Raw genomic sequence first — 19,311 nt, forward strand, 5'->3', positions numbered from 1 at the left:
CAAATTTCCTCTTGATAACTGTATGAGTCAATTATCCATGAGAAATATTACGGAAGGTTCCCCAATATTCTTGTCTAGCAAACTGAGGATATGTAGAAATAAAGTGAATAATGATAGGAGCTTGCTCTAGAGTAGGCCATTTACGAAATAAAAACCGATCTCCATAACGAATGGCAGTTAATGCTAAAGGTAATTCACGTCTAAATACCTCATTGCGTTTTGCTGATTCACTAAGGTTATATTCTCCTTGATCAATATATAAATAAACATGAAAGTATTGGGAGATGCCGTTTGTTTTCCATTCAGCCACTACTTCATCTCTCATAGGATTGATTTTCTCCCATGCATAATCCATTCCGATCATTAAAAAAAGATCTCCAGTAAGATCAGAGTGGGTTAGGGTGTAATGTCTTTGGGGAACAGGTTTTGTTGGTGTGACACCATCTGAATATTCCACAAACAGTTTGTCAGGATTGAATGTACTCAATCAATCAACTCCAATGTTTTTTACTATCATTATGTTAATCTGAGCTCTTTCATTCCTAAACAGTGGAATCTTAAGATAAAACGGACAGCACCCTTTCATTTAATGAAGGGTGCTGTTATAAGAATATCAAAGGTTTGGAAGCAATGAAGTATTACTGAATTTAATTCATATAACTATTAGTTTTCTGTTCTTTACTTGCTGGTACAGAGGTTTTTGATAGCCCGTAGCCAGTAGAAATGCTTATATAATCAGTATGACAGGACTTTTCCATCCTCTAACTCCTATTGTCTAACAACCGGAATCCACATTTCCCCATATATGCTGCCGTTTCGCTGCCCCATTATAACAGCTGTATTTGGCCCACCAACATAGGCAACATGAGTTGCTTCTCCTAACACTTCACCAAAGGCAATCCCTGTCAGTTTGTTGCTCAACTCTTCTTCTGTATTTGCCTCCCCTGTTACAACGATGTACTCGCCCTTTGGGAATTGAATGATTCTAGATGCTTCTGGTATGGTTTCCTCTGTCATGACCCCAGCATAATGCATCATCTTGTTATTCACCGCTTCGTTCACTACAAAAATATAGTCATTTGCAGCGACAGCTTTTAGTTTCTCAAGTCTTCCGTCTTGATTAACAGCCTGCCAAAAGTCCGCTTTTTCCTTAGTAATGCCAGCAAAATCTGTGTAATCGCTCTTAAGCTCTGTTCCAATACCTAAAACAATAAAGCTGTCTTTTTCTTCTATTGTATAATCTGCCATATCAAAAATTCCTCCTTTTAATGGAAACAAATGATTTGTTTTTTCATTTGATGAGTTTATAATAGCCTTAAAATATGTCAAAAAATGATACTGTTTAGGAGATTCCGATGAAAAAGGTTGAACGAATTAATACCATCATGCGCTATGTTAATAACCGCTCTCGATTTACTATTTCTGAAATCATGCTAGAATTTAACATCTCCCGTTCGACGGCTATTAGAGATATTAAAGAAATCGAGGCCATGGGAATGCCGCTTGTCGCTGAAGTGGGAAGGGACGGTGGTTATTATGTGATGAACAACTCTGTCCTGCCAGCAGTTCGTTTTACCGATAGTGAAATCAAAGCGCTGTTTATTGCTTTTATGGCCACAAGAAATCAGCAACTTCCTTTTTTAAAAAGTCGTCAGTCCTTAGCTGAAAAATTACTGGGGCTTCTCTCAGAGAACCAGCAGGAGACTCTCGTTCATTTAAATCAAATTCTGCTTTTTGAAGGGACCAACCCTAATAATCCCGACTTACTGGACTTGTCAGACTTACCCGACCCGATGTTAGAAAAACTCATTGGAATCCTTCTCTTGGATAGCTACTTATGGATTACAGTAAAGGAAGAGAATATGGTAAAGTCTTATCCAATATATCTCTTGCACCTTTATCATAAAAAAAGCACATGGCTGATTGAGGGCTTTGATATAAAGGAAGAAAGGAAGCGAATAATTCCTGTTGACCATCTCACCAATGTCAAACCCTACCAGGTGAAAAAAAGATTGAGCAGGAAAAAGATTTTAGAAAAACTACATAACCAGGAAGAAAAAATCAACCTTGTCCTTCAACTTGGTCCAAAAGCGATTGCCCAGTTTAAAAAATACCACCCTATAAAAGTTTCTATTTCCTATACTAATCCTTACCAAGCGACAGCCACTTTAAAGACTTTTATTAATGTGAATCATTCAGAGGAACTAAACGAAATAACTAATTGGCTGCTTTTCCTGGGTAGTGATATTAAGGTCGTGGAAATGCCGGAAGAAGTTAAAGAACTTATACAAGATAGATTACTCTTATACTGCCCATAAGTAATAACAGTTAAAACCCCTAAGCATTTTGAGATTAAACTTGATATTGGTATAGTGAATAAACAATTTATAACTATATCTATTAACCTATTAAAATTTATCAATAATTTACAGCCTTGTAATCTAGTTTATATTATCCTCCTCTATAATTAATATTGTGTAAATAAATGTGAACAGGGAGGATAATATGAATCTTATTAAAGGATTTAAAAAAGCAGCAGCTCTACTTATTATTGTTTGTTTAGTATTGAGCAATATTCCGTTTATGGCAGCTGCAGAATCAAAGGATAGCGTTATTTTGCCGTATGATGCTGAATGGAGTTACTCAGATCAAGGAACAGACCTTGGTACAGAATGGCTTTATAATGATTATGATTATTCAAGCTGGAAAACAGGTAAAGCACCATTAGGTTATGGTGATGCTGTTTCAGAAACGAATCCTAATATCCCATTAGGTACAGAAATAGGCTTCGGTGATGATGAAAATAACAAGCATATGACAACTTACTTTAAAACAGAAGTAGATACGCCATCGCTAGAAGGCTATGAAGGACTGGAAGTTTACATTCATGTAGATGATGCAGCAGTCGTTTATATTAATGGGGAAGAAGCATTTAGAAAAGGCATCGATGAAGATGTTGACGTTACTTACGATACACCAGGGAAATTTAAAGTGAAGGAAGAAACATTCTACATTCCAACAGATGCGCTGAAAGAAGGAAAAAACATTATTTCAGCGGAAGTTCATCAGGATGGGGGAGACAGCTCAGATCTTTGGTTTGAAATGTCCATCAAAGCAGTAACAGAAGTACCTGAGATTATTGATTGGACAACTACGCCAATACCAAATCCAGATGTTCCGGTTGGTGAAGTTTCCAGAGTAGTCGTTTCCTTCCATGGAGATACAAAGACTTCAAAAGGATTTACTTGGTATACATCACAAGCCTCTGCTGGCAGTGACTTACAAGTAATTGAAAAAACTTCTGGAGAGCCAAGCTTTGAAAATGCAATGAAGTTTACTGGAGATTATCAAAGATCAACCAATGCTCCTGAATATGTGGTACATAAGGCTGAAGCGACTGGTTTAAAACCAGGTACAGAATATCTGTACAGAGTTGGTGATGCTTCTTTAGATCTTTGGAGTGATGTAGGTTCATTTGTAACCGCGGAAGGTGATGATGAATTTACATTTATTAACCTTACGGATACACAAGCGAAGACAGAAGAAGAGGCAATTCTCTCTTCTGAAACTTTTGCAAAAGCTAGTGAAACGGTAGAGGACTCAGAATTTATTCTTGGTAATGGTGATATTGTAGATACAGGTGCAATCGAAGATCAATGGGGCTGGGTACTTGATCATTCAAAAGAAACCTTGATGAATACAACGTTTGCTTCTTCAGCAGGTAACCATGATGAAGATAAGAACTCCTTCATTGAACATTTTAATGTGGAAACTCCAGAAGGTTCTTCAACAGAAACAGGTGCCTATTATTCTTATGACTATGAAAATGCTCATTTCATTATTTTAAATACGAATGAAGATTCCGAGGAATACCGAAACTTTTCAGCCGAACAAATTGAATGGTTACAAGCGGATATAAAAGCTGCTCAGGAGAATGAAAACATTGACTGGATCATTGCTAATATTCATAAGGGTCCATATACCACTTCCAACCATGCAACCGATAACGATATCATGGGGGAAAATGGTGTGAGAGAGAAAATTCCTCCAATGCTTTATGAGCTTGGTGTTGATTTAGTATTACAGGGACATGACCATATTTATTCCCGTACGAAGCCAATTCAACATGGCAATGCTGTAGAGGTAGATAAAGTAACAGAAGATTATAATGGAATGGACGTGGAGTATTCCGTAAATCCGGATGGAGCCATTTATGTTAATCCGAATACTGCTGGTCCAAAAGTATACTACAAAAATAAAGAAATTGATCCATCTTATTATGATTTATTTGAAGTAGCGGATGAACATAGTGCTGCTAAATATGGGCCAGATCCAACGAATGATTCTCGTCCTGTTAGAAGTCAAGTTCAGAACTTTGTTGAATTTAATGTAGATGGAAACAGGTTAACGGGCATCACGTATGAAATTGATCAAAACATTAATAATGGAGAGCCATTTGTGGTCGATACATTTGGGATCATAAAAGATGAAGACAATAAAACTTATAATCTTAAAGACTCGAAATCGAAAAAACTAATGATAGACAAACCGTATACAACCGTAAATATCGATGAAAAAGCAGCCAATTTTAAAGAGATCTTTGTAAAATCATCCCTTACATTAAAGGGCTCAGGATTAAGCAATAAAACTGTTATCATCAGTCCAACTGAACATAATGCTGTAATTGATTTAAGTGGAGAAGATGTTCAAAAAGTCCGCCTTCAAACGAACAAAATCAAAGAAATTAGAGGCGCTGAGGCCGTGAAATCATGGACGATTCCAAACGGTGTTAACCTCTCTAAAATTAAGTTTTATGATTCAAATGGAGAAGAAATTAAGATTAAGTAGAGTGGAATATTACGAGAAATGGAGATCGAATGATTTTCTGTAAAGCTCTGTAGAGAAATCTACAGAGCTTTTTTATACATATAGTCGAACTGTACCTATGAAAAGCTAAATTTATTTTCCTTATTTGTGTTCCTCATTTAGGTACCTCACAAGGAACCGTATCAGAAGTAGATTTTTTCAGTGAAGGTTACATTGTGAAACGGGATTTTTCAGGGTCTTCCCATTAACAACAACTTTATTTGGACTGACTGTACTAATTAGGAAATCCTCCCCATATATTGTAATTAAAATATAAGGAGGGATAGTATGGAGTTTCATCAATTGTATGACCCAATGGGTAATGCCTTTCTTTCTACTCTGTTAGCTGCAGTACCAATATTGACTTTGCTGTATTTCCTTGCAATACATCCACACAAAGATAAAATGGGAAAAAGACATCATGGTATTGCTGCACCAAAGGCTGCTCTTATTGCGGCGATAGTCACTATCTTGATGGCGATATGGCTTGTCGGCATGCCTGTATCATCCACGTTAGCTGCATTTGGTTATGGATCTTTCTTTGGTTTGATGCCAATAGGCTGGATTATTGTTGCTGCGATGTTTTTGTATACGATTACATTGGTGACTGGTCAATTTGATGTTGTAAAATTCTCCGTTGTATCTTTATCGTCAGACAGGCGTATTCAAACACTTCTTATCGCTTTTGCTTTCGGCGCTTTTATTGAAGGAGCTGCAGGCTTCGGTACTCCAGTAGCCATCGCTGGGGCACTAATGGTAGGAATGGGATTCCGTCCAATGGCAGCGGCTGTATTGTGTTTGATTGCGAATACTGCTCCTGTTGCTTTTGGAGCTGTAGGAACGCCGATTATTACATTGGCCAACGTAACAGGTTTACCCGAAATGGCTTTATCCGCAATGGCTGGACGTCAACTGCCTTTTTTCTCTATTCTCGTTCCATTTTGGCTGATTGCGACAATGGTTTTCATGCATAAAGGGAAGTGGAAGCAAGTAATCGAGATTTGGCCGGCGATATTGGTAACTGGGGCCAGCTTTGCGATTGCGCAATTTGCTGTTTCTAATTTTATTGGTCCGATGCTTGTTGATATTGTAGCTGGTCTTTTCTCTATGCTCGCATTAATTTTACTTCTTAAAGTTTGGCAGCCTAAGAATAAGTTCTATCTCCCGGGTGAGGAAGAAGAAATAAAATCTCTGGAAAAGCAGGAATCTAAGTATAACCGCGGTCAAGTAATAAAAGCTTGGACACCTTGGGCATTCCTTACCTTTTTCGTATTTATGTGGGGGCTGCCTCAGTGGAAGGCATTCTTAAATTCATTGGATTTCTTTGGGTTGAAGTCATTATATAATATCCCTGTCCCATTTTTGGACCAGTTGGTTTTCCGTGGCCCGCCACTTGCTAATGAATCTGTCCCAGAGGCAGCAGTCTATGCATTGAACTGGCTTTCCGCAGCCGGAACAGGTGTCTTTTTTGCTGCTATATTAAGCGGCTTGTTCCTCCGATTAAGCAAAGAACAATGGAAATTGTCTGTCATAAGGACGGCCCAAAGAATGAAAACCCCGTTAATTACGATTGCATTAGTATTAGGCCTAGGATATACGACGCGATATTCCGGGATGGATGCCATTCTAGGTCTCGCATTTACTAAAACCGGTGTTTTCTATCCTTTCTTCGCTGCCATGCTTGGATGGCTTGGAGTATTTCTGACTGGTAGTGATACCTCTTCGAATGCTCTATTTGGGAACATGCAAAAAATTACAGCAGAGCAATTAGGGTTAGATCCGGTGTTAATTGCTGCATCCAACTCAACTGGTGGAGTTATGGGTAAAATGATTGACGCTCAAAGTATAGTCGTAGCAACAGCTGCCTGTTATGAGGATCGAAATGAGGGTGCAAATGCGGTGGGACCAATATTCCGGGCGGTCTTTTTCCATAGTTTAGTTTTAGCCGCTTTAATGGGTATCTTGGTCATGCTGCAAGCGTATGTCTTCCCATGGATGATACCAGCATATTAAACAAATAAAGAGGGGATAAAATTCCTCTCTTTTTGTTTTGGGTAGAAGAGCTATGCTCAATTGTTTCCTTTTATAAAAAAGAAATAATCCAGTCATTTATGGTATTATGTCTACCATAAAAATTGTGAGCAGTAGAAAGCAGGAGTGGCTTTATGTTTTGTCGATTGAGATGCACCTAAGAAGGACCTTTAGTAATAATAACCTTTTGACAGCGTTTACAAACTAATGTATTATTTTGATAAGTTTATAAATTCCATAAAATAGATACATATATTTATAAAAGATAGTCATTCTATCTAAACAACTAATCATATTTAGTATTAGGAGGTTGTGTGTCATGGCATTTCAAGAGGTTTCATTTAAGTCTTTTAATGAAAAAGATACAATTAAGGCATGGATCTACACTCCAATTCGTAAACCTAGGGGGATTGTTCAGGTAGTCCATGGTTTTGGTGAACATTCACGTCGATATTTACATATGATTCTTGCGCTCAATGAAGCAGGTTTTGTAGTTGCGGCAGATGACCATGTTGGTCACGGGAAAACTGCGTATGATTCAGGTAATTGGAGTGATTGGGGCGAAAAGAATTATATGACAATGGCAGAAGACGAACATAAGCTTCGTGAACTGGTTCAAGAACAATATGAAGGACTTCCATATTTTATGTTCGGACATAGTATGGGTTCTATGATTGCGAGAGGTTATGCTACTAAATATGGTGAAGGTCTCTCAGGCCTGATTTTATGTGGAACTTCTGGTATCTTCCCGAATTTAGCGGTTATTTCAAAAGATTTGAAAGGACGTATCGATCAAGGACATGGAGAGGTTGTTGATAAAGAGTATCTAGGACGATTATTTGGCTGGATGACAGAACGTATTAAGAATCCAAATAGTCCAAATGACTGGATAAGCAGTGACCCAGATATTGTCACGGATCATGCAAACGACCCTTTCAACAATTTCACATCCACGCCAAACGTTCGTTCTTTATATTCCTTTGTTCGAATGATGGAGACAATTATTGGTACGGAATGGGCAGAGAAAATCCCTACCTCCATTCCTATCTATAACATTGCTGGTGATGAGGATCCAGTCGGATTATATGGAGAAGGCGTCTATGCAGTATCCAATTGGCTTGCTGAAACAGGTCATCACGTGGAAACTAAATTATACTCAGGATACAGACACGAAATCCATAATTATAGAGATATTCGAGATGAGGTCGAAGCGGGGATAATTAATTTTATAAATGGAGTTATTGCGTAGGGACAAAGAGTTAAGTCTTAAAGTGAAAAGTTGAAAATTTTTCGGGGGAAAGTGGGCTGAACTAATGCTTTCTTCCCCTATAAATAATTACATAACTATATGTGAAGTGAATCACAATAATGTGCTTCACTATATCCATCTTCATAAATTCAAATGATGGATTGATTTTTTAAAAGAACGACTTGGATAGATGAAGGAAAAGTGAACAATAAAAATGCTAAAAAAAGAATCAGCAGAGAATTCTCCCCTACTGATTCCACTATTCCTTTACATGTTCACTGTTTTCTTTCCTTCTGTCACTGTATGATCTTTCCCATCTTTTAAGTAATCCAGCAATTCATCGATTTCTGGAGATACCTCAAGTCCTCTTTTCTTATTAATATAGCCTCCTAAGAAGAAGACAGCTAGTGTGACTAGAAGCGGGAAGGCGGTTGCGATATCAGCTGGAATAATATTAGTTAACTGTGTAACTGCAAATCCCGCTACCCCACTTAAGATAGAAATAATGGCTACTGGTCCGTTACTGTATTTAAACTTAGAGAATTGACCGAAGATTAAAGGTACTGCCATTGGTCCGACTAACGCGGAGAACCATGTGATAATAAGACCGATGACTCCACCGAACTGTTCTTGATTTAGCCCTACAGTAATCGTTAAGATTGTAAATAAAATGGTGAGTAATCTCGCAATAATCAAAGATTGTCTTCCTGTATCATTTTTAATATCTTTAAATTTCTTATTCATGACAGGTAAAATATCTCTTTGCACTACTGCTGTCAATGCGTTAATATCTGATACAGTCATACCCATCGTACTTGCAAATAATGCTGCTAATACGAGTCCAACTAAACCTGCAGGCATAAAGGTAGTCGTCAGCATTGGATACAATTGCTGTGCAGGATCGGTTAAATCAGGGAAGATTAACGGTGCTGCTACCATTGGTAAGAAAATTAATAATGGCCAGACAAAATACAGTACCGCAGATAACCTAGCTGCCTTTTTCGCATCTTCTCCGTTTGGAGTCGAAATAAATCTTGCTGCTAAGTTCCAGTTACCTCCACTGTAATCAAAGAATTTAACAATGATAAATAGGAAAATCCATAGTGGTGTATAAGAGCCATTAAATGGACTGGCATGTCCGTCAGGCAAGTCACCCCACATCGTAATTAAAGAGCTTGGTCCGCCAAGATAGCTGAATACCCCAACAAAAATAACGATACCAGCAATTAATTGCACGAGAAATTGAACAAAGTCTGTTACTAAGTCTGCCCATAATCCGCCAATCGCGACATAAATAAGTGATACGATACCGGATAAGATGATTCCAGTCCAAATTGGCAGTCCTGTGAAACCGCTTAATAAGATACCCATGGAAGCCCACTTTGCACCAATATCGAGCAGTTTAATTAGAACCCCGGTCCAAGCTGTCACTTGTTGTGCAGGGAGTCCAAATCGAATTGCCATATATTCAGTTGGTGATTGAATCCCTAATTTCTCACGAAGCCTTGGCCATCTTGGTGCAACCCATTTTGCTGTTACTAATAATGCAAGCCCGATTGCAACCGCCCACCAGAAGTAAATCGTGATCCCATACGTATAAGCAATCCCAGCGTAAGCTACAAATACTACCCCACTGTGACCAGATACGTGGTGAGATACCCCAGAAAGCCACCAAGGCACTTTTCCGCCCCCAACAAAGAAGTCATCTGAGCTATGATTTTTCTTATAACTATAAATACCGATCCCAATCATGACTAAGAAGAAAAGCCCTACAACTACCCAGTCAAGTGTATGCATTTTAATCTCCCCATTCTTCCATTTTTAACTCACTTTAGGACCAAACAGTCTTAAAGCTCGAAATGGTTCATTACCCTTATTCTGTATTCTATATTTTGCTGCTTTTGCAGGTATGAAAAATTGGTCCCCCACAGTACCTGACAGGTTCGTACTACCTGCTGTAATGTCTGCTGCCCCAGAGATGATGTATAACCCGGAGAATACTCCGTTTCCTGTGATTTCCAGTTCTTTTTCCACTTCAACCACCGTCATTCGAAAATACGGTGTATCCTTATAATCGATTAACACTTCTTCCATAGAGGATTCAGATTCATTTATTATCTTAGATAGAATTTTCCATTTTCTGAGCGTTTCTTCCCGCGTATAGCTATGGTAGTGGAAACATTCAAACATCTTCTCAAAGCCAAGTCCTTGATGACACATATAGTCATCTATTACCAAGCCAGATGGAGATGTTTTTTCTATGCGAATCGTATAGTCTGTTGGTTCTTGGATCTCCACTAACAAGCAACCTGCCCCAATTGCATGAGGAGTGCCACCTTCAATTAAGAAAGTATCTCCTTGTTTCACCTCATATTTATGAAGACAATCTAACATTCCATTAATATCTTGCTCCTCAAAGAGCCTTGTCCATTGTTCTCTTGTAACACCAGGTTTAAATCCAAGATAGACATGTGGCATTTCTCCGTTCACTTCCCTGCCCCCAAGGATATGCCAACACTCTGTCTTTCCAAAGCTGGAATTAAATAATTCCTTTGCTTTGACCCGGTCAGGATGTACCTGAACGGTTAACCGTTCTGCAGCATCAATTACTTTAACAAGCACCCCTGTGTGATTGCTGTATTTTTCTATATGACTTCTTCCCAGAAAATCTATAGGATTATGCTCTAATAAATCTTTTAGATAGATATCTTGCTGAGATGTTTCTATCTTGCTAAGCCCCTCATCCCGAATATGTTCCCTTCCAGTATTTCGAGCGGAAACGACGGACATGATCCAGTCTTCAGGAAAATGATTATCTTCAGGTTGCTCTGCCCCTTGCAACATGTCGATTAATTTTCCCCCTAAGTAAGTACGCCAAACTCTGGTTGATGATAGTTTAATAGGTGAAGCTGCATGAATTTTAGTCCCATTTACCCCAAACTCATCCCCCCAATTGCTGAGTATTTAGCAAATCAATAAAAGAGCGCTTACAGATAGTCGGATAACTATAGTTTAAAGGAATATACAGGATATATTGAATTTTGTTTTCCTGCTAATTTGTTTCAGCTTCTTAATTGATTTGCCAAACAAACTAATGTTCAAATACTATTATATTTGTAAGCGCTTAAATGTTCAAGCACTTTTTTGAGAGTATACGAAAAAAAAGGGCTTTTCGAGTTGTTGAGATTTTCCTTTACCCAATCCGGGAATTCATTCCGATATATCCGTAGTAAAATAGTAAGGTAAATTTGACATTTAGTATGAAATATTTTACCTAATGTATAAAATATTTTACATTTTATATTGAGGAGCTGGTAAAGGTGCCACTGCATAATAGAGTAATTAAAAACAGAATTATAGTTCTTCGGGCCGAACGCCATTTATCGCAAAAGGATGTAGCTGATGGAGTTGGTGTAAGCCGGCAAACGATTATTTCATTGGAAAAGAATAGATATAATCCATCATTAAAATTAGCATTTGATTTGGCGGTCTTTTTTGGAGTGGATATAAATGATGTTTTTCAATACGAAAGGGAGGACGAATGATATTGGATGTATTCATTGCTATATTGCGAGTGCTTTATGTTCTTATTTTTTTCGGAGCAATGTTCATCTCGCTGCGTTTTGAATGGGGAAGAGAAGGTAAAGATGAGCGAGGAAGAGCAATTGCCAACAAATCCTATGGCATTATCTTTCCCCTTTTACCGTTAGGCTGGTTTAGCATTGAACTAATAAATGATTATATACAGCCAATAAGTTATGAAACTTATAAGCTGCTTATTTGGTTTTTATTAACCGGACTTTTTATTTTCCATGCTATTAATCTTATGGTATTAAAAAGAAATTATTAGATGAGAGAATGGATACTTGCTGGATTGGCAGATTGATCTGATACAAGGTTCTTCCATTACTTTTTAATTTGTTTCATTTGGGATACCACTTGCTTTTCGCATCCATAAAATATTTAAGGCGCCCAAGGAAGTTCTTGAGCACCTTTAAGCTATGTTAACCACTGGCTTTTTGCAATTCCCCTTTTGAATTGTTATCCCGTTTGTTAATAAACTGCCATGCTACCATGGCGATAAACGCAGCCAATCCGATTAAATCTGAAAAACCTTCTGGGTAGATTAAGAGAAGTCCTGCGATAACAGCTATAATCCTTTCTATCCAGTTAATCCTTCTGTACCAGTAACCAATCAAACCTGCGCCTATTGCTACCATACCGGTAATGGCGGTAATGAGAATCCATGATACTTCCAGGAAGGTGGTATCAATCATTAATAATTGTGGTTGCATTACAAACATGTACGGGATGATAAACGCTGCAACGGCTAGCTTGGTTGCATTCACTCCTGTCCTAATCGGCTCCCCTCCAGATATCCCGGTTGCAGCAAAGGCCGCTAACGCTACTGGTGGTGTGATGTCTGCTACAATACCAAAGTAGAAGACAAACATATGTCCCGCCAGTACTGGAATAGCTACCTCCAGCTGATCATTTAGAGCTAAAATAGCCGGTAAAGCAATGGTAGAGGTAATTATATAGTTAGCCGTGGTAGGGGATCCCATTCCCAAAATAATCGACGTAACCATGGTAAAGAATAGTGTCAGCATTAACTGAATCTCAGCTGAGCTCGCTATGGTCGCTGCTAAATCTACAAGCCCATTTCCCAGTTTTAAGCCTAATCCTGTTTTGGTAACAACACCTACAATAATCCCGGCACATGCAGTTGCTGCTGCGACCCCTAATGCAGCCCGCGCTCCTTCCGTTAAGGCAAAAAGGAACTTGCCAGGTGTGATTCGCGTATCCTTTCTGAAAAGGCTTACGATGATTGTAAATAAAATCCCATAAAGTGCAGCCCTTTCAATACTGAAGCCTAATGAGAGAAAGATAATAATGGCTAATATTGGAGACAAGAGATATAGTTTCTTAGCTACTTCTCTTTTAGACGGTATGTCTTCCTTTGGCAATCCTAATAAACCTAACCTCTTCGCTTCAAAATGTGTCATTATCCATATACCAGTGAAGTATAGTATTGCTGGTATGACAGCGGCTTTTGCAATTTCCCAATAAGGAACTCCGGCAAATTCAACCATTAGAAATGCTGCCGCTCCCATAACAGGTGGCATGATTTGTCCACCGGTTGACGCGGCCGCTTCTACCGCCCCTGCAAAGTTTTTATGATAACCAAGCCGCTTCATCATTGGAATCGTATAGGAACCCGACTGTACCACATTGGCCACTGAACTCCCAGAGATAGTCCCTTCAAGCGCACTGGAAAAAATCGCAACTTTAGCTGGACCACCGATACGTCTACCTGCAATCGCAATAGCCAAATCGTTAAAATAGTTTCCTACCCCTGTTTGAACGAGAAAGGCACCAAATAATAGAAATAAAAAGATATAAGTAGAGGAAACCTGTAATGGTGTGCCCAATATACCTTCTGTTGTAAAGAACATCGAATCAATTAATTGCTCCAAACTAAGCCCTCTGTGTGCTAGCATTCCTGGCATATATTGTCCGAATAGAGCATATAGCATAAACGCTACGGCAATAATTGTAATTGGCAAACCCACCGCTCGCCTTGACGCCTCTAAAACTAGCAGGATTGCCAACCCCCCAATAATCAACTGAGCGCCGCTAATTCCACCAATTTGCTGCACTAACGTATCATAAAATAATGGCCAGTAACCACAGACAAGAATGGAAAGCGAAACTAGCAGACAATCATACCAAGCGATTTTTCGATTATTCCCTTTTTTCCTAGCAGGGAATAATAAGAAGATAAGCACTAATGCAAATCCTAAGTGAACGGTTCTCTGGATATATGCCGTATATTGACCAAAAGCTCCTGTATAGATTTGAAAGAGTGAAAAAGCAAGCATAATAACAAATACAGTCATTCCAATCTTACCTGTTAAATTTCGCGTCCTTGCCTCAGCGTCATATTTTTGCATGATGGCGTCCTGTTCTTCTGCTGACAACTGATCCTTATCTAATTTTTCAGTCATGAATTCTCGCTCCCTTCATTGTTTGCCATAACGTTAAATTCTCAACCTTAACTGTAAACCATGCTCCTGGGTTAAAATATTCATTGAACCAAACTAAATTCTCCTGGTTCTCCCCCCATACAAGGCGATTCTCTGATACCGTTTTTCCATTTCGAATGTTCATGGATGGAAAGATGTTATCAAGACCTTTTATGTGGTATTTCCCATCCACATATTCAAATTCTTCACCTGCTAACGCATTGGATGGCATCCCTATCCCGAATTCTTCATAGATTATTTCATTCTGCTTAATTTGTAGATCATCGGTTATGATATATTTCTCTACCACATCAGTAAGGTGGATGGAATGAGTAAATATCAACTGAAATCTGTCTCCTTTACTTACTGGCAGGTATGCTTCTATCTGATTTGTATTTTCTTTATAAAAAACTAAAGATGTTCGAATAGGGACGAGTAATATAAGTGCTGCTATTGCAACAGCTGAAACGAGGATGATTTGCTTCCGTTGTAATGTCATTTTTCTCTTCCTTATAAAACAATATTAAAAATGTATAGGCCGGGAGCATCACCTAAAACATAGGTTTAACAACCGGCCTTTTATTAACCAGGTGAGAGATTTTATCGCAGGTTAACTGGCTGTAAGCCCCCCTGAGTGAAGTTTCCCTTTATTCTAAGACACCCTGTTCTTCAAAATACTTTTGTGCTCCAGGATGGAAGTCAATGCTAATCCCCTCCACTGCAGCCTCTACTGAAATAAATTCTGCTTTTGCATGCGAAATGCTATCTACATTATCATAAAGGGCCTTCGTAATATCATAAACAACATCTTCTGAAAGATTGTCAGATACCGCTAACATCGCAAGAACTGCGACTGTAGTGACATCCTCTTCCAGTCCATACGTTCCAGCCGTTACAGTATCAGCTGCATAGTATGGATATTTTTCTATAAGTTCGTCGATTTTCCCTTGTTCAATGGGAACAATCGTAACTCCTGTCGTTGCAGACAAGCCCTCTACGGCACCTGTAGGAGTACCAGCCGTTATAAAGGCAGCATCAATATTTCCATCTTGAATTCCACCTGTAGATTCACCAAAGTCAAGATTCTGTGCGTCAACGTCATCCATTGTCATCCCATGGAGTTCAAGAATTTGTTCGGCATTAACATAAGTTCCTGAACCAGGTGCACCAACTGATACTGTTTTCCCAGCTAGATCTTCTACAGAAGCAATACCAGAATCCGCTTTTGTTACGATTTGAACGGTCTCTGGATAAAGTGACCCGAGTGCAAGTACATTATCGACCGGATTACCTTCGAAGGAATTTGTGCCTTCAATAGCATTAGCAACTACGTCGGTTTGGACAAAAGCAATTTCTGCTTCTTCCTCCTGCAAAGCGATAATATTATCCGCTGAAGCATTAGAAGATACGGCATCTGTCTGAATTCCAGTTTCATCTGAAATGATTTTAGCCATTTCTCCGCCTAGAGGATAATATGTACCACTTGTTCCACCAGTTAACATACTTAAGAATTTAGGGTTTTCTCCCTCGCCGTCAGTTGAACCTCCATCACCTGATGCATCATCTCCACTTCCACAGGCAACTAAAAATAAAGCAACAATTAATAAGATTGCAACTAAAAGAATCGGACTTCTCTTTTTCATACAAACTCCCCCTTTTAACCATTGGTAATCATATTTTACAGTTAATCCCAACGTATTGTCAAACTATTCTATATAATATTTGTTTTATTAATTATCATATGATTACAAATATAATGTAATTTATTCCAGGAAGCGTATTCTCGAGAGCATTATTGCGTTAGGGCTCTCGCTCAAGTAGGGTATGCTTCTTTAATTTTATATTTTTACTAAGCCACAATGTTACGGTGGCATCGCCATAACACGTGCGATATTACGAGTTTTAGGTAACCAAAAGCCTAGTCTAAGAATAGTTTGTAAAGAAAGCGAATTTAAGGAGGTTATCCTATGCAACCATATTTTAATCAGAATGCTGCATATCCCGAAAGAGATAAAGCGGATCATCATGAAAAGTGCAGAAAACACTTGTATCATTTTGTTCAAGTTGAATTGAATGATGGATCTATTTACCAGGGCATACTTCATAGCTATGACGGGGAGAAAATGTATCTCCTTATGCCTAGAGACCATCATCGTACAGATGAAACCAGTGGTGAAAATAGACTTTTCCCTTTCTTTGGGCCATTTGGGTTGTTTGGATTCCCGTTCTTTGGGATAAGAAGATTCGGACCATTTTTCCCCTTCTTTATCTAAATTTTCAACATGAGGAAACGAGGCTGTTGCTAAACCTTTAAGTGACAGCCTTAGTTCATATTAGGCAGAACTTTGTTATCCTTATCTGCCAAAAAGAGGCTCGCAGCGGTAATGTCGCTACAAGCCCCTTTTATTTGCTCTTGGATAGTGCCATACCGTTAATCTTATAAATCATTTCAATAAAGAGTTTCTAAATAGCTATTTCGTACATGAAAATACTCTATAGTCCAAAGCGCCCTCATATTTTAGTGTCAAATTAAAATGCTGAAATATCACCTGATAAAGTTCAGGCTCAATAGACTCTGGATACTCAAATTCAGGCATGGAATGATTTTGATGGATAGATGGTTCTATGATAAGAGTTTCTATATCTTTAAAATTGGCCTGTTCAAATAAATTAATCCAGTCCTTTTCCATGAGGATCGAATCTAATCCATAAAATTGTTTAATTTCCTCTTGTGAATTCGAATCGAGCTTCCTATTAACAGTTAATTCATTAGCAATAAACCGACCGTCATGCTTTAATAAGCGGAATATTTCCTTTAGTGCTTTAGGCTTGTTGACAAAAGAGAGAACAGATTCGGAAATAATGAAGTCATACTTACTGTCTTCTAAAGGACATTTTTCTATTGAGCCCTGAATAATTTCTACGGGTAATTGGTGTTTTAACATTCTATTTTTAGCTTTTTCAATCATAATAGGGCTGATATCTAACCCTGTTACTTTCGCCCCGTAATGATCCCCTAGATAGGCGGCGGTAAGCCCGGTACCACACCCTACATCTAATATGTGGGAGTGTCTGTTAATCTTTTCTTTCTTAAATATTTCTTTTGTTAAGTTCATACCGCCAGGATGTGCACCACTCACACCAAATTTGGACAAAAAATCTAAATACATAGAAGCCCCAATGAGAATCACCTACTCCATTTATGTTAATCATATAGTATGAAGATAAAATTAAGATGGTTCTTTCCAAGCACAGAACCCTAACTGCTTTCTTCAAAGTTAAGGTAAGAAAAATGTTCCTGACACTAAGTTTGAAATGTTACTTATTAAAACATGGATCGAATAAAACTAGCAAAGGCAAGCATCGATACAATAAATCAGTTATTACTTTAAACGAGAAATAAAAAAGTAAAAACAGGCTATCATATGACTAATAAAAAAATCGGGGTGGGAAGATTGCCTGACTATATCGAAGTGGCGTTGAGATCTATTATTTCATTCAGTGTATTATTAATTGGGGCAAAAATATTAGGTAAGCAAACGATATCGAAAATGACCATGTTTGATTTTGTTGCGGCCATTACATTAGGGGCGATTGCAGCAAATTTGGCCTTTAATACCACGATAAAGTTACATCTTACCGTTATTGCTCTTATAATTTATGTAGCCATTATTTTTCTTACTGAATATATTTCGTTAAAAAGCAGAAGAGGAAGAAGGTTTCTAGCCGGAGATCCAACAGTTGTGATTCAAAATGGAAAAATATTAGAAGAAAATATGGGGAAAATGCGTTATACATTGGATTATTTAAATCAACAACTAAGGGAAAAAGATGTTTTTAATATCGAGGAAGTACTCTTTGCGATACTCGAAACAAATGGCACGCTCACAGTATTAAAAAAGCCACAATTTAGAAATGTAATAAGACAAGATCTGAAGATAACGGTAATGCCAGAAAAGAAGATGCCTATTGAACTTATTATGGATAGAGAAATAATAAAAGAAAACTTAGAACAAAATGGATTAACGACTTCGTGGTTGGAATTAGAGTTGAGAAAACGCAATTTGACAAAGTATGATGTTGTTTACGCGGTACTCGCTGCTAACGGCAAAATGTATGTGGATACATTTAAAGATTATATTCATTCCCCAATTGATAAAGAATAATGAATGATGCTGTAGCGGCGAAAAACCACCTGGTAAAATAAGAGGAAAATCAATTTTAATGCCTTCTTTCAATTACTGTAACAAGTCCAAGAATTTACATCATCTAAAACTTGAAAAGCTTCTGCCACCTTACGAGCAAAATGTAATGGGGGTTCAACAGATTGAAAGTGAATGTACAAAATGTTTGGCTTTGTGTAAAGCCAATGATTATGAAGTGCTTCGAGTACCGCTTTTTCACCAAGATTTAAAGCATTTCCTTCGTATTCTAGCTGGGCTTCAATATTTACTAATAGTAGACGCCGCCGACATAATAATCACCTGGTTCTGTACTGTGTCATACACCTCCATAATGGATGGACAGGCAGTACATTGAATTCTATTACTTATTCTTGATTAAGCATTTTACTTCCCCATTGTACCTCTTAAATAAAATAGATTAAAAGATAGTTGAACAAATGCATTTTGAACTAATAAACTTTATTATTGGCAGCTTAATTTCCAGGAGGTCCTATAAACTGACAAGCAAAGTATATAAAGGGATTCTTATAATAAATATATAAGAATTCGCAGATCAGCATTAATGATGTTTAAATTAAAACAAGATTTATATTGACATCTTCTTAAATTAATAGTAGAATTCATTTTGCTGTTAAAAAAGAAGTAATTTCTAATAGTAACAATTAGTAGAGAAACTACTTCAAAACACAGAAAAAAACTTGTTGACTTTTCTTTTTAGAAGTTATACAATGTAATTCCGTCGCGAAAATACTTCTTCAAACATTTAAAAATAAATGTTGACAAAGAATATCGCGATATGATATATTAATAGAGTTGCTGTTGCGAAACAGTTCGAACAAAATTTGCTCTTTGAAAACTGAACAAAACAACCAGTATGTTAGGACAAAAAGAAAACTCGTTTTTTCTTTTAAATAGAAGGTAACACTTCTAAAAGCTAAGACATAGAATTGATTGG

At 37.8% G+C, this 19,311-nt stretch carries 16 protein-coding genes and 1 pseudogene; 8 read left to right on the top strand and 9 right to left on the bottom strand.

Going from position 1 to position 19,311, the window contains the following annotated elements:
• Nucleotides 1-31: 31 nt before the first annotated feature.
• Together D8M04_RS17170 and D8M04_RS17175 are read right to left on the bottom strand one after the other, a co-directional pair.
• Nucleotides 32-487 (bottom strand): staygreen family protein, encoded by a 456-nt coding sequence (locus D8M04_RS17170; protein ID WP_121524640.1) that lies wholly within the window; start codon nt 485-487, stop codon nt 32-34.
• Nucleotides 488-768: 281 nt separating this feature from the next.
• Complete coding sequence (locus tag D8M04_RS17175) at nt 769-1,248, bottom strand: GyrI-like domain-containing protein (RefSeq protein ID WP_121524641.1); 480 nt, start codon at nt 1,246-1,248, stop codon at nt 769-771.
• A 107-nt stretch (nt 1,249-1,355) separates the two neighbouring features.
• Between D8M04_RS17175 and D8M04_RS17180 the strand changes: the two genes are divergently transcribed.
• From D8M04_RS17180 to D8M04_RS17195, 4 genes are all read left to right on the top strand, one after another.
• A complete protein-coding gene (locus D8M04_RS17180) occupies nt 1,356-2,318 on the top strand; it encodes a helix-turn-helix transcriptional regulator (protein ID WP_121524642.1) in 963 nt (320 codons plus the stop codon).
• 187 nt (nt 2,319-2,505) lie between these two features.
• Complete coding sequence (locus tag D8M04_RS17185; protein ID WP_246001321.1) at nt 2,506-4,848, top strand: purple acid phosphatase family protein; 2,343 nt, start codon at nt 2,506-2,508, stop codon at nt 4,846-4,848.
• 306 nt (nt 4,849-5,154) lie between these two features.
• A complete protein-coding gene (locus tag D8M04_RS17190) occupies nt 5,155-6,879 on the top strand; it encodes an L-lactate permease (protein ID WP_121524643.1) in 1,725 nt (574 codons plus the stop codon).
• 337 nt (nt 6,880-7,216) lie between these two features.
• Entirely contained in the window at nt 7,217-8,146 is a 930-nt protein-coding gene (locus D8M04_RS17195) for an alpha/beta fold hydrolase (RefSeq protein ID WP_121524644.1), read from the top strand.
• A 267-nt stretch (nt 8,147-8,413) separates the two neighbouring features.
• Here D8M04_RS17195 and D8M04_RS17200 read toward each other — a convergent pair whose 3' ends face one another.
• On the bottom strand, nt 8,414-9,943 hold the full coding sequence (locus tag D8M04_RS17200) for a sodium:solute symporter family protein (RefSeq protein WP_121524645.1): 1,530 nt from the start codon (nt 9,941-9,943) through the stop codon (nt 8,414-8,416).
• 24 nt (nt 9,944-9,967) lie between these two features.
• Complete coding sequence (locus tag D8M04_RS17205; RefSeq protein ID WP_121524646.1) at nt 9,968-10,990, bottom strand: type I phosphomannose isomerase catalytic subunit; 1,023 nt, start codon at nt 10,988-10,990, stop codon at nt 9,968-9,970.
• A gap of 476 nt (nt 10,991-11,466) precedes the next feature.
• On the opposite strand from D8M04_RS17205, the gene D8M04_RS17210 reads away from it, so the two are divergent.
• Together D8M04_RS17210 and D8M04_RS17215 are read left to right on the top strand one after the other, a co-directional pair.
• Nucleotides 11,467-11,691 carry a helix-turn-helix transcriptional regulator gene (locus D8M04_RS17210; RefSeq protein ID WP_425464034.1) on the top strand — a complete coding sequence of 75 codons (225 nt, stop codon included), beginning with the start codon at nt 11,467-11,469 and terminating at the stop codon, nt 11,689-11,691.
• Between the two features lie 2 nt (nt 11,692-11,693).
• Nucleotides 11,694-11,996, top strand: a complete 303-nt coding sequence (locus tag D8M04_RS17215) for a hypothetical protein (protein ID WP_147436826.1) — start codon at nt 11,694-11,696, stop codon at nt 11,994-11,996.
• A gap of 154 nt (nt 11,997-12,150) precedes the next feature.
• On the opposite strand, the gene D8M04_RS17220 is transcribed toward D8M04_RS17215, so the two are convergent.
• The 3 genes from D8M04_RS17220 to D8M04_RS17230 form a co-directional block, all read right to left on the bottom strand.
• The gene (locus D8M04_RS17220; RefSeq protein ID WP_121524648.1) at nt 12,151-14,154 is read right to left on the bottom strand and encodes a TRAP transporter permease; all 2,004 of its coding nucleotides are present in this window, start codon (nt 14,152-14,154) and stop codon (nt 12,151-12,153) included.
• A complete protein-coding gene (locus D8M04_RS17225) occupies nt 14,147-14,671 on the bottom strand; it encodes a DUF1850 domain-containing protein (RefSeq protein ID WP_121524649.1) in 525 nt (174 codons plus the stop codon). The genes D8M04_RS17220 and D8M04_RS17225 overlap by 8 nt, the downstream gene beginning before the upstream one ends.
• A 148-nt stretch (nt 14,672-14,819) precedes the next feature.
• Nucleotides 14,820-15,815 carry a TAXI family TRAP transporter solute-binding subunit gene (locus D8M04_RS17230; protein WP_121524650.1) on the bottom strand — a complete coding sequence of 332 codons (996 nt, stop codon included), beginning with the start codon at nt 15,813-15,815 and terminating at the stop codon, nt 14,820-14,822.
• A 324-nt stretch (nt 15,816-16,139) separates the two neighbouring features.
• On the opposite strand from D8M04_RS17230, the gene D8M04_RS17235 reads away from it, so the two are divergent.
• Nucleotides 16,140-16,445 carry a hypothetical protein gene (locus D8M04_RS17235; protein ID WP_121524651.1) on the top strand — a complete coding sequence of 102 codons (306 nt, stop codon included), beginning with the start codon at nt 16,140-16,142 and terminating at the stop codon, nt 16,443-16,445.
• Between the two features lie 198 nt (nt 16,446-16,643).
• Here D8M04_RS17235 and D8M04_RS17240 read toward each other — a convergent pair whose 3' ends face one another.
• Nucleotides 16,644-17,342 carry a class I SAM-dependent methyltransferase gene (locus D8M04_RS17240; protein WP_187695464.1) on the bottom strand — a complete coding sequence of 233 codons (699 nt, stop codon included), beginning with the start codon at nt 17,340-17,342 and terminating at the stop codon, nt 16,644-16,646.
• Nucleotides 17,343-17,597: 255 nt separating this feature from the next.
• Between D8M04_RS17240 and D8M04_RS17245 the strand changes: the two genes are divergently transcribed.
• Entirely contained in the window at nt 17,598-18,338 is a 741-nt protein-coding gene (locus D8M04_RS17245; RefSeq protein WP_246001323.1) for a DUF421 domain-containing protein, read from the top strand.
• Between the two features lie 68 nt (nt 18,339-18,406).
• Here the strand turns inward: D8M04_RS17245 and D8M04_RS17250 are convergent.
• Nucleotides 18,407-18,556: pseudogene (locus D8M04_RS17250) on the bottom strand (DUF1259 domain-containing protein); the annotation flags it as partial.
• Between the last annotated feature and the right edge of the window lie 755 nt (nt 18,557-19,311).

This window comes from Oceanobacillus piezotolerans (assembly GCF_003665065.1).
Taxonomy (GTDB): domain Bacteria; phylum Bacillota; class Bacilli; order Bacillales; family Amphibacillaceae; genus Oceanobacillus; species Oceanobacillus piezotolerans.

Bases quoted from the DNA above. Each gene is read 5' to 3' on its own strand.
- D8M04_RS17205 (WP_121524646.1), bottom strand. From the start codon at position 10,990: ATGTTGCAAGGGGCAGAGCAACCTGAAGATAATCATTTTCCTGAAGAC.
- D8M04_RS17175 (WP_121524641.1), bottom strand. From the start codon at position 1,248: ATGGCAGATTATACAATAGAAGAAAAAGACAGCTTTATTGTTTTAGGT.
- D8M04_RS17200 (WP_121524645.1), bottom strand. From the start codon at position 9,943: ATGCATACACTTGACTGGGTAGTTGTAGGGCTTTTCTTCTTAGTCATG.
- D8M04_RS17225 (WP_121524649.1), bottom strand. From the start codon at position 14,671: ATGACATTACAACGGAAGCAAATCATCCTCGTTTCAGCTGTTGCAATA.
- D8M04_RS17185 (WP_246001321.1), top strand. From the start codon at position 2,506: ATGAATCTTATTAAAGGATTTAAAAAAGCAGCAGCTCTACTTATTATT.
- D8M04_RS17195 (WP_121524644.1), top strand. From the start codon at position 7,217: ATGGCATTTCAAGAGGTTTCATTTAAGTCTTTTAATGAAAAAGATACA.
- D8M04_RS17235 (WP_121524651.1), top strand. From the start codon at position 16,140: ATGCAACCATATTTTAATCAGAATGCTGCATATCCCGAAAGAGATAAA.
- D8M04_RS17240 (WP_187695464.1), bottom strand. From the start codon at position 17,342: ATGTATTTAGATTTTTTGTCCAAATTTGGTGTGAGTGGTGCACATCCT.
- D8M04_RS17230 (WP_121524650.1), bottom strand. From the start codon at position 15,815: ATGAAAAAGAGAAGTCCGATTCTTTTAGTTGCAATCTTATTAATTGTT.
- D8M04_RS17180 (WP_121524642.1), top strand. From the start codon at position 1,356: ATGAAAAAGGTTGAACGAATTAATACCATCATGCGCTATGTTAATAAC.
- D8M04_RS17220 (WP_121524648.1), bottom strand. From the start codon at position 14,154: ATGACTGAAAAATTAGATAAGGATCAGTTGTCAGCAGAAGAACAGGAC.
- D8M04_RS17245 (WP_246001323.1), top strand. From the start codon at position 17,598: ATGACTAATAAAAAAATCGGGGTGGGAAGATTGCCTGACTATATCGAA.
- D8M04_RS17190 (WP_121524643.1), top strand. From the start codon at position 5,155: ATGGAGTTTCATCAATTGTATGACCCAATGGGTAATGCCTTTCTTTCT.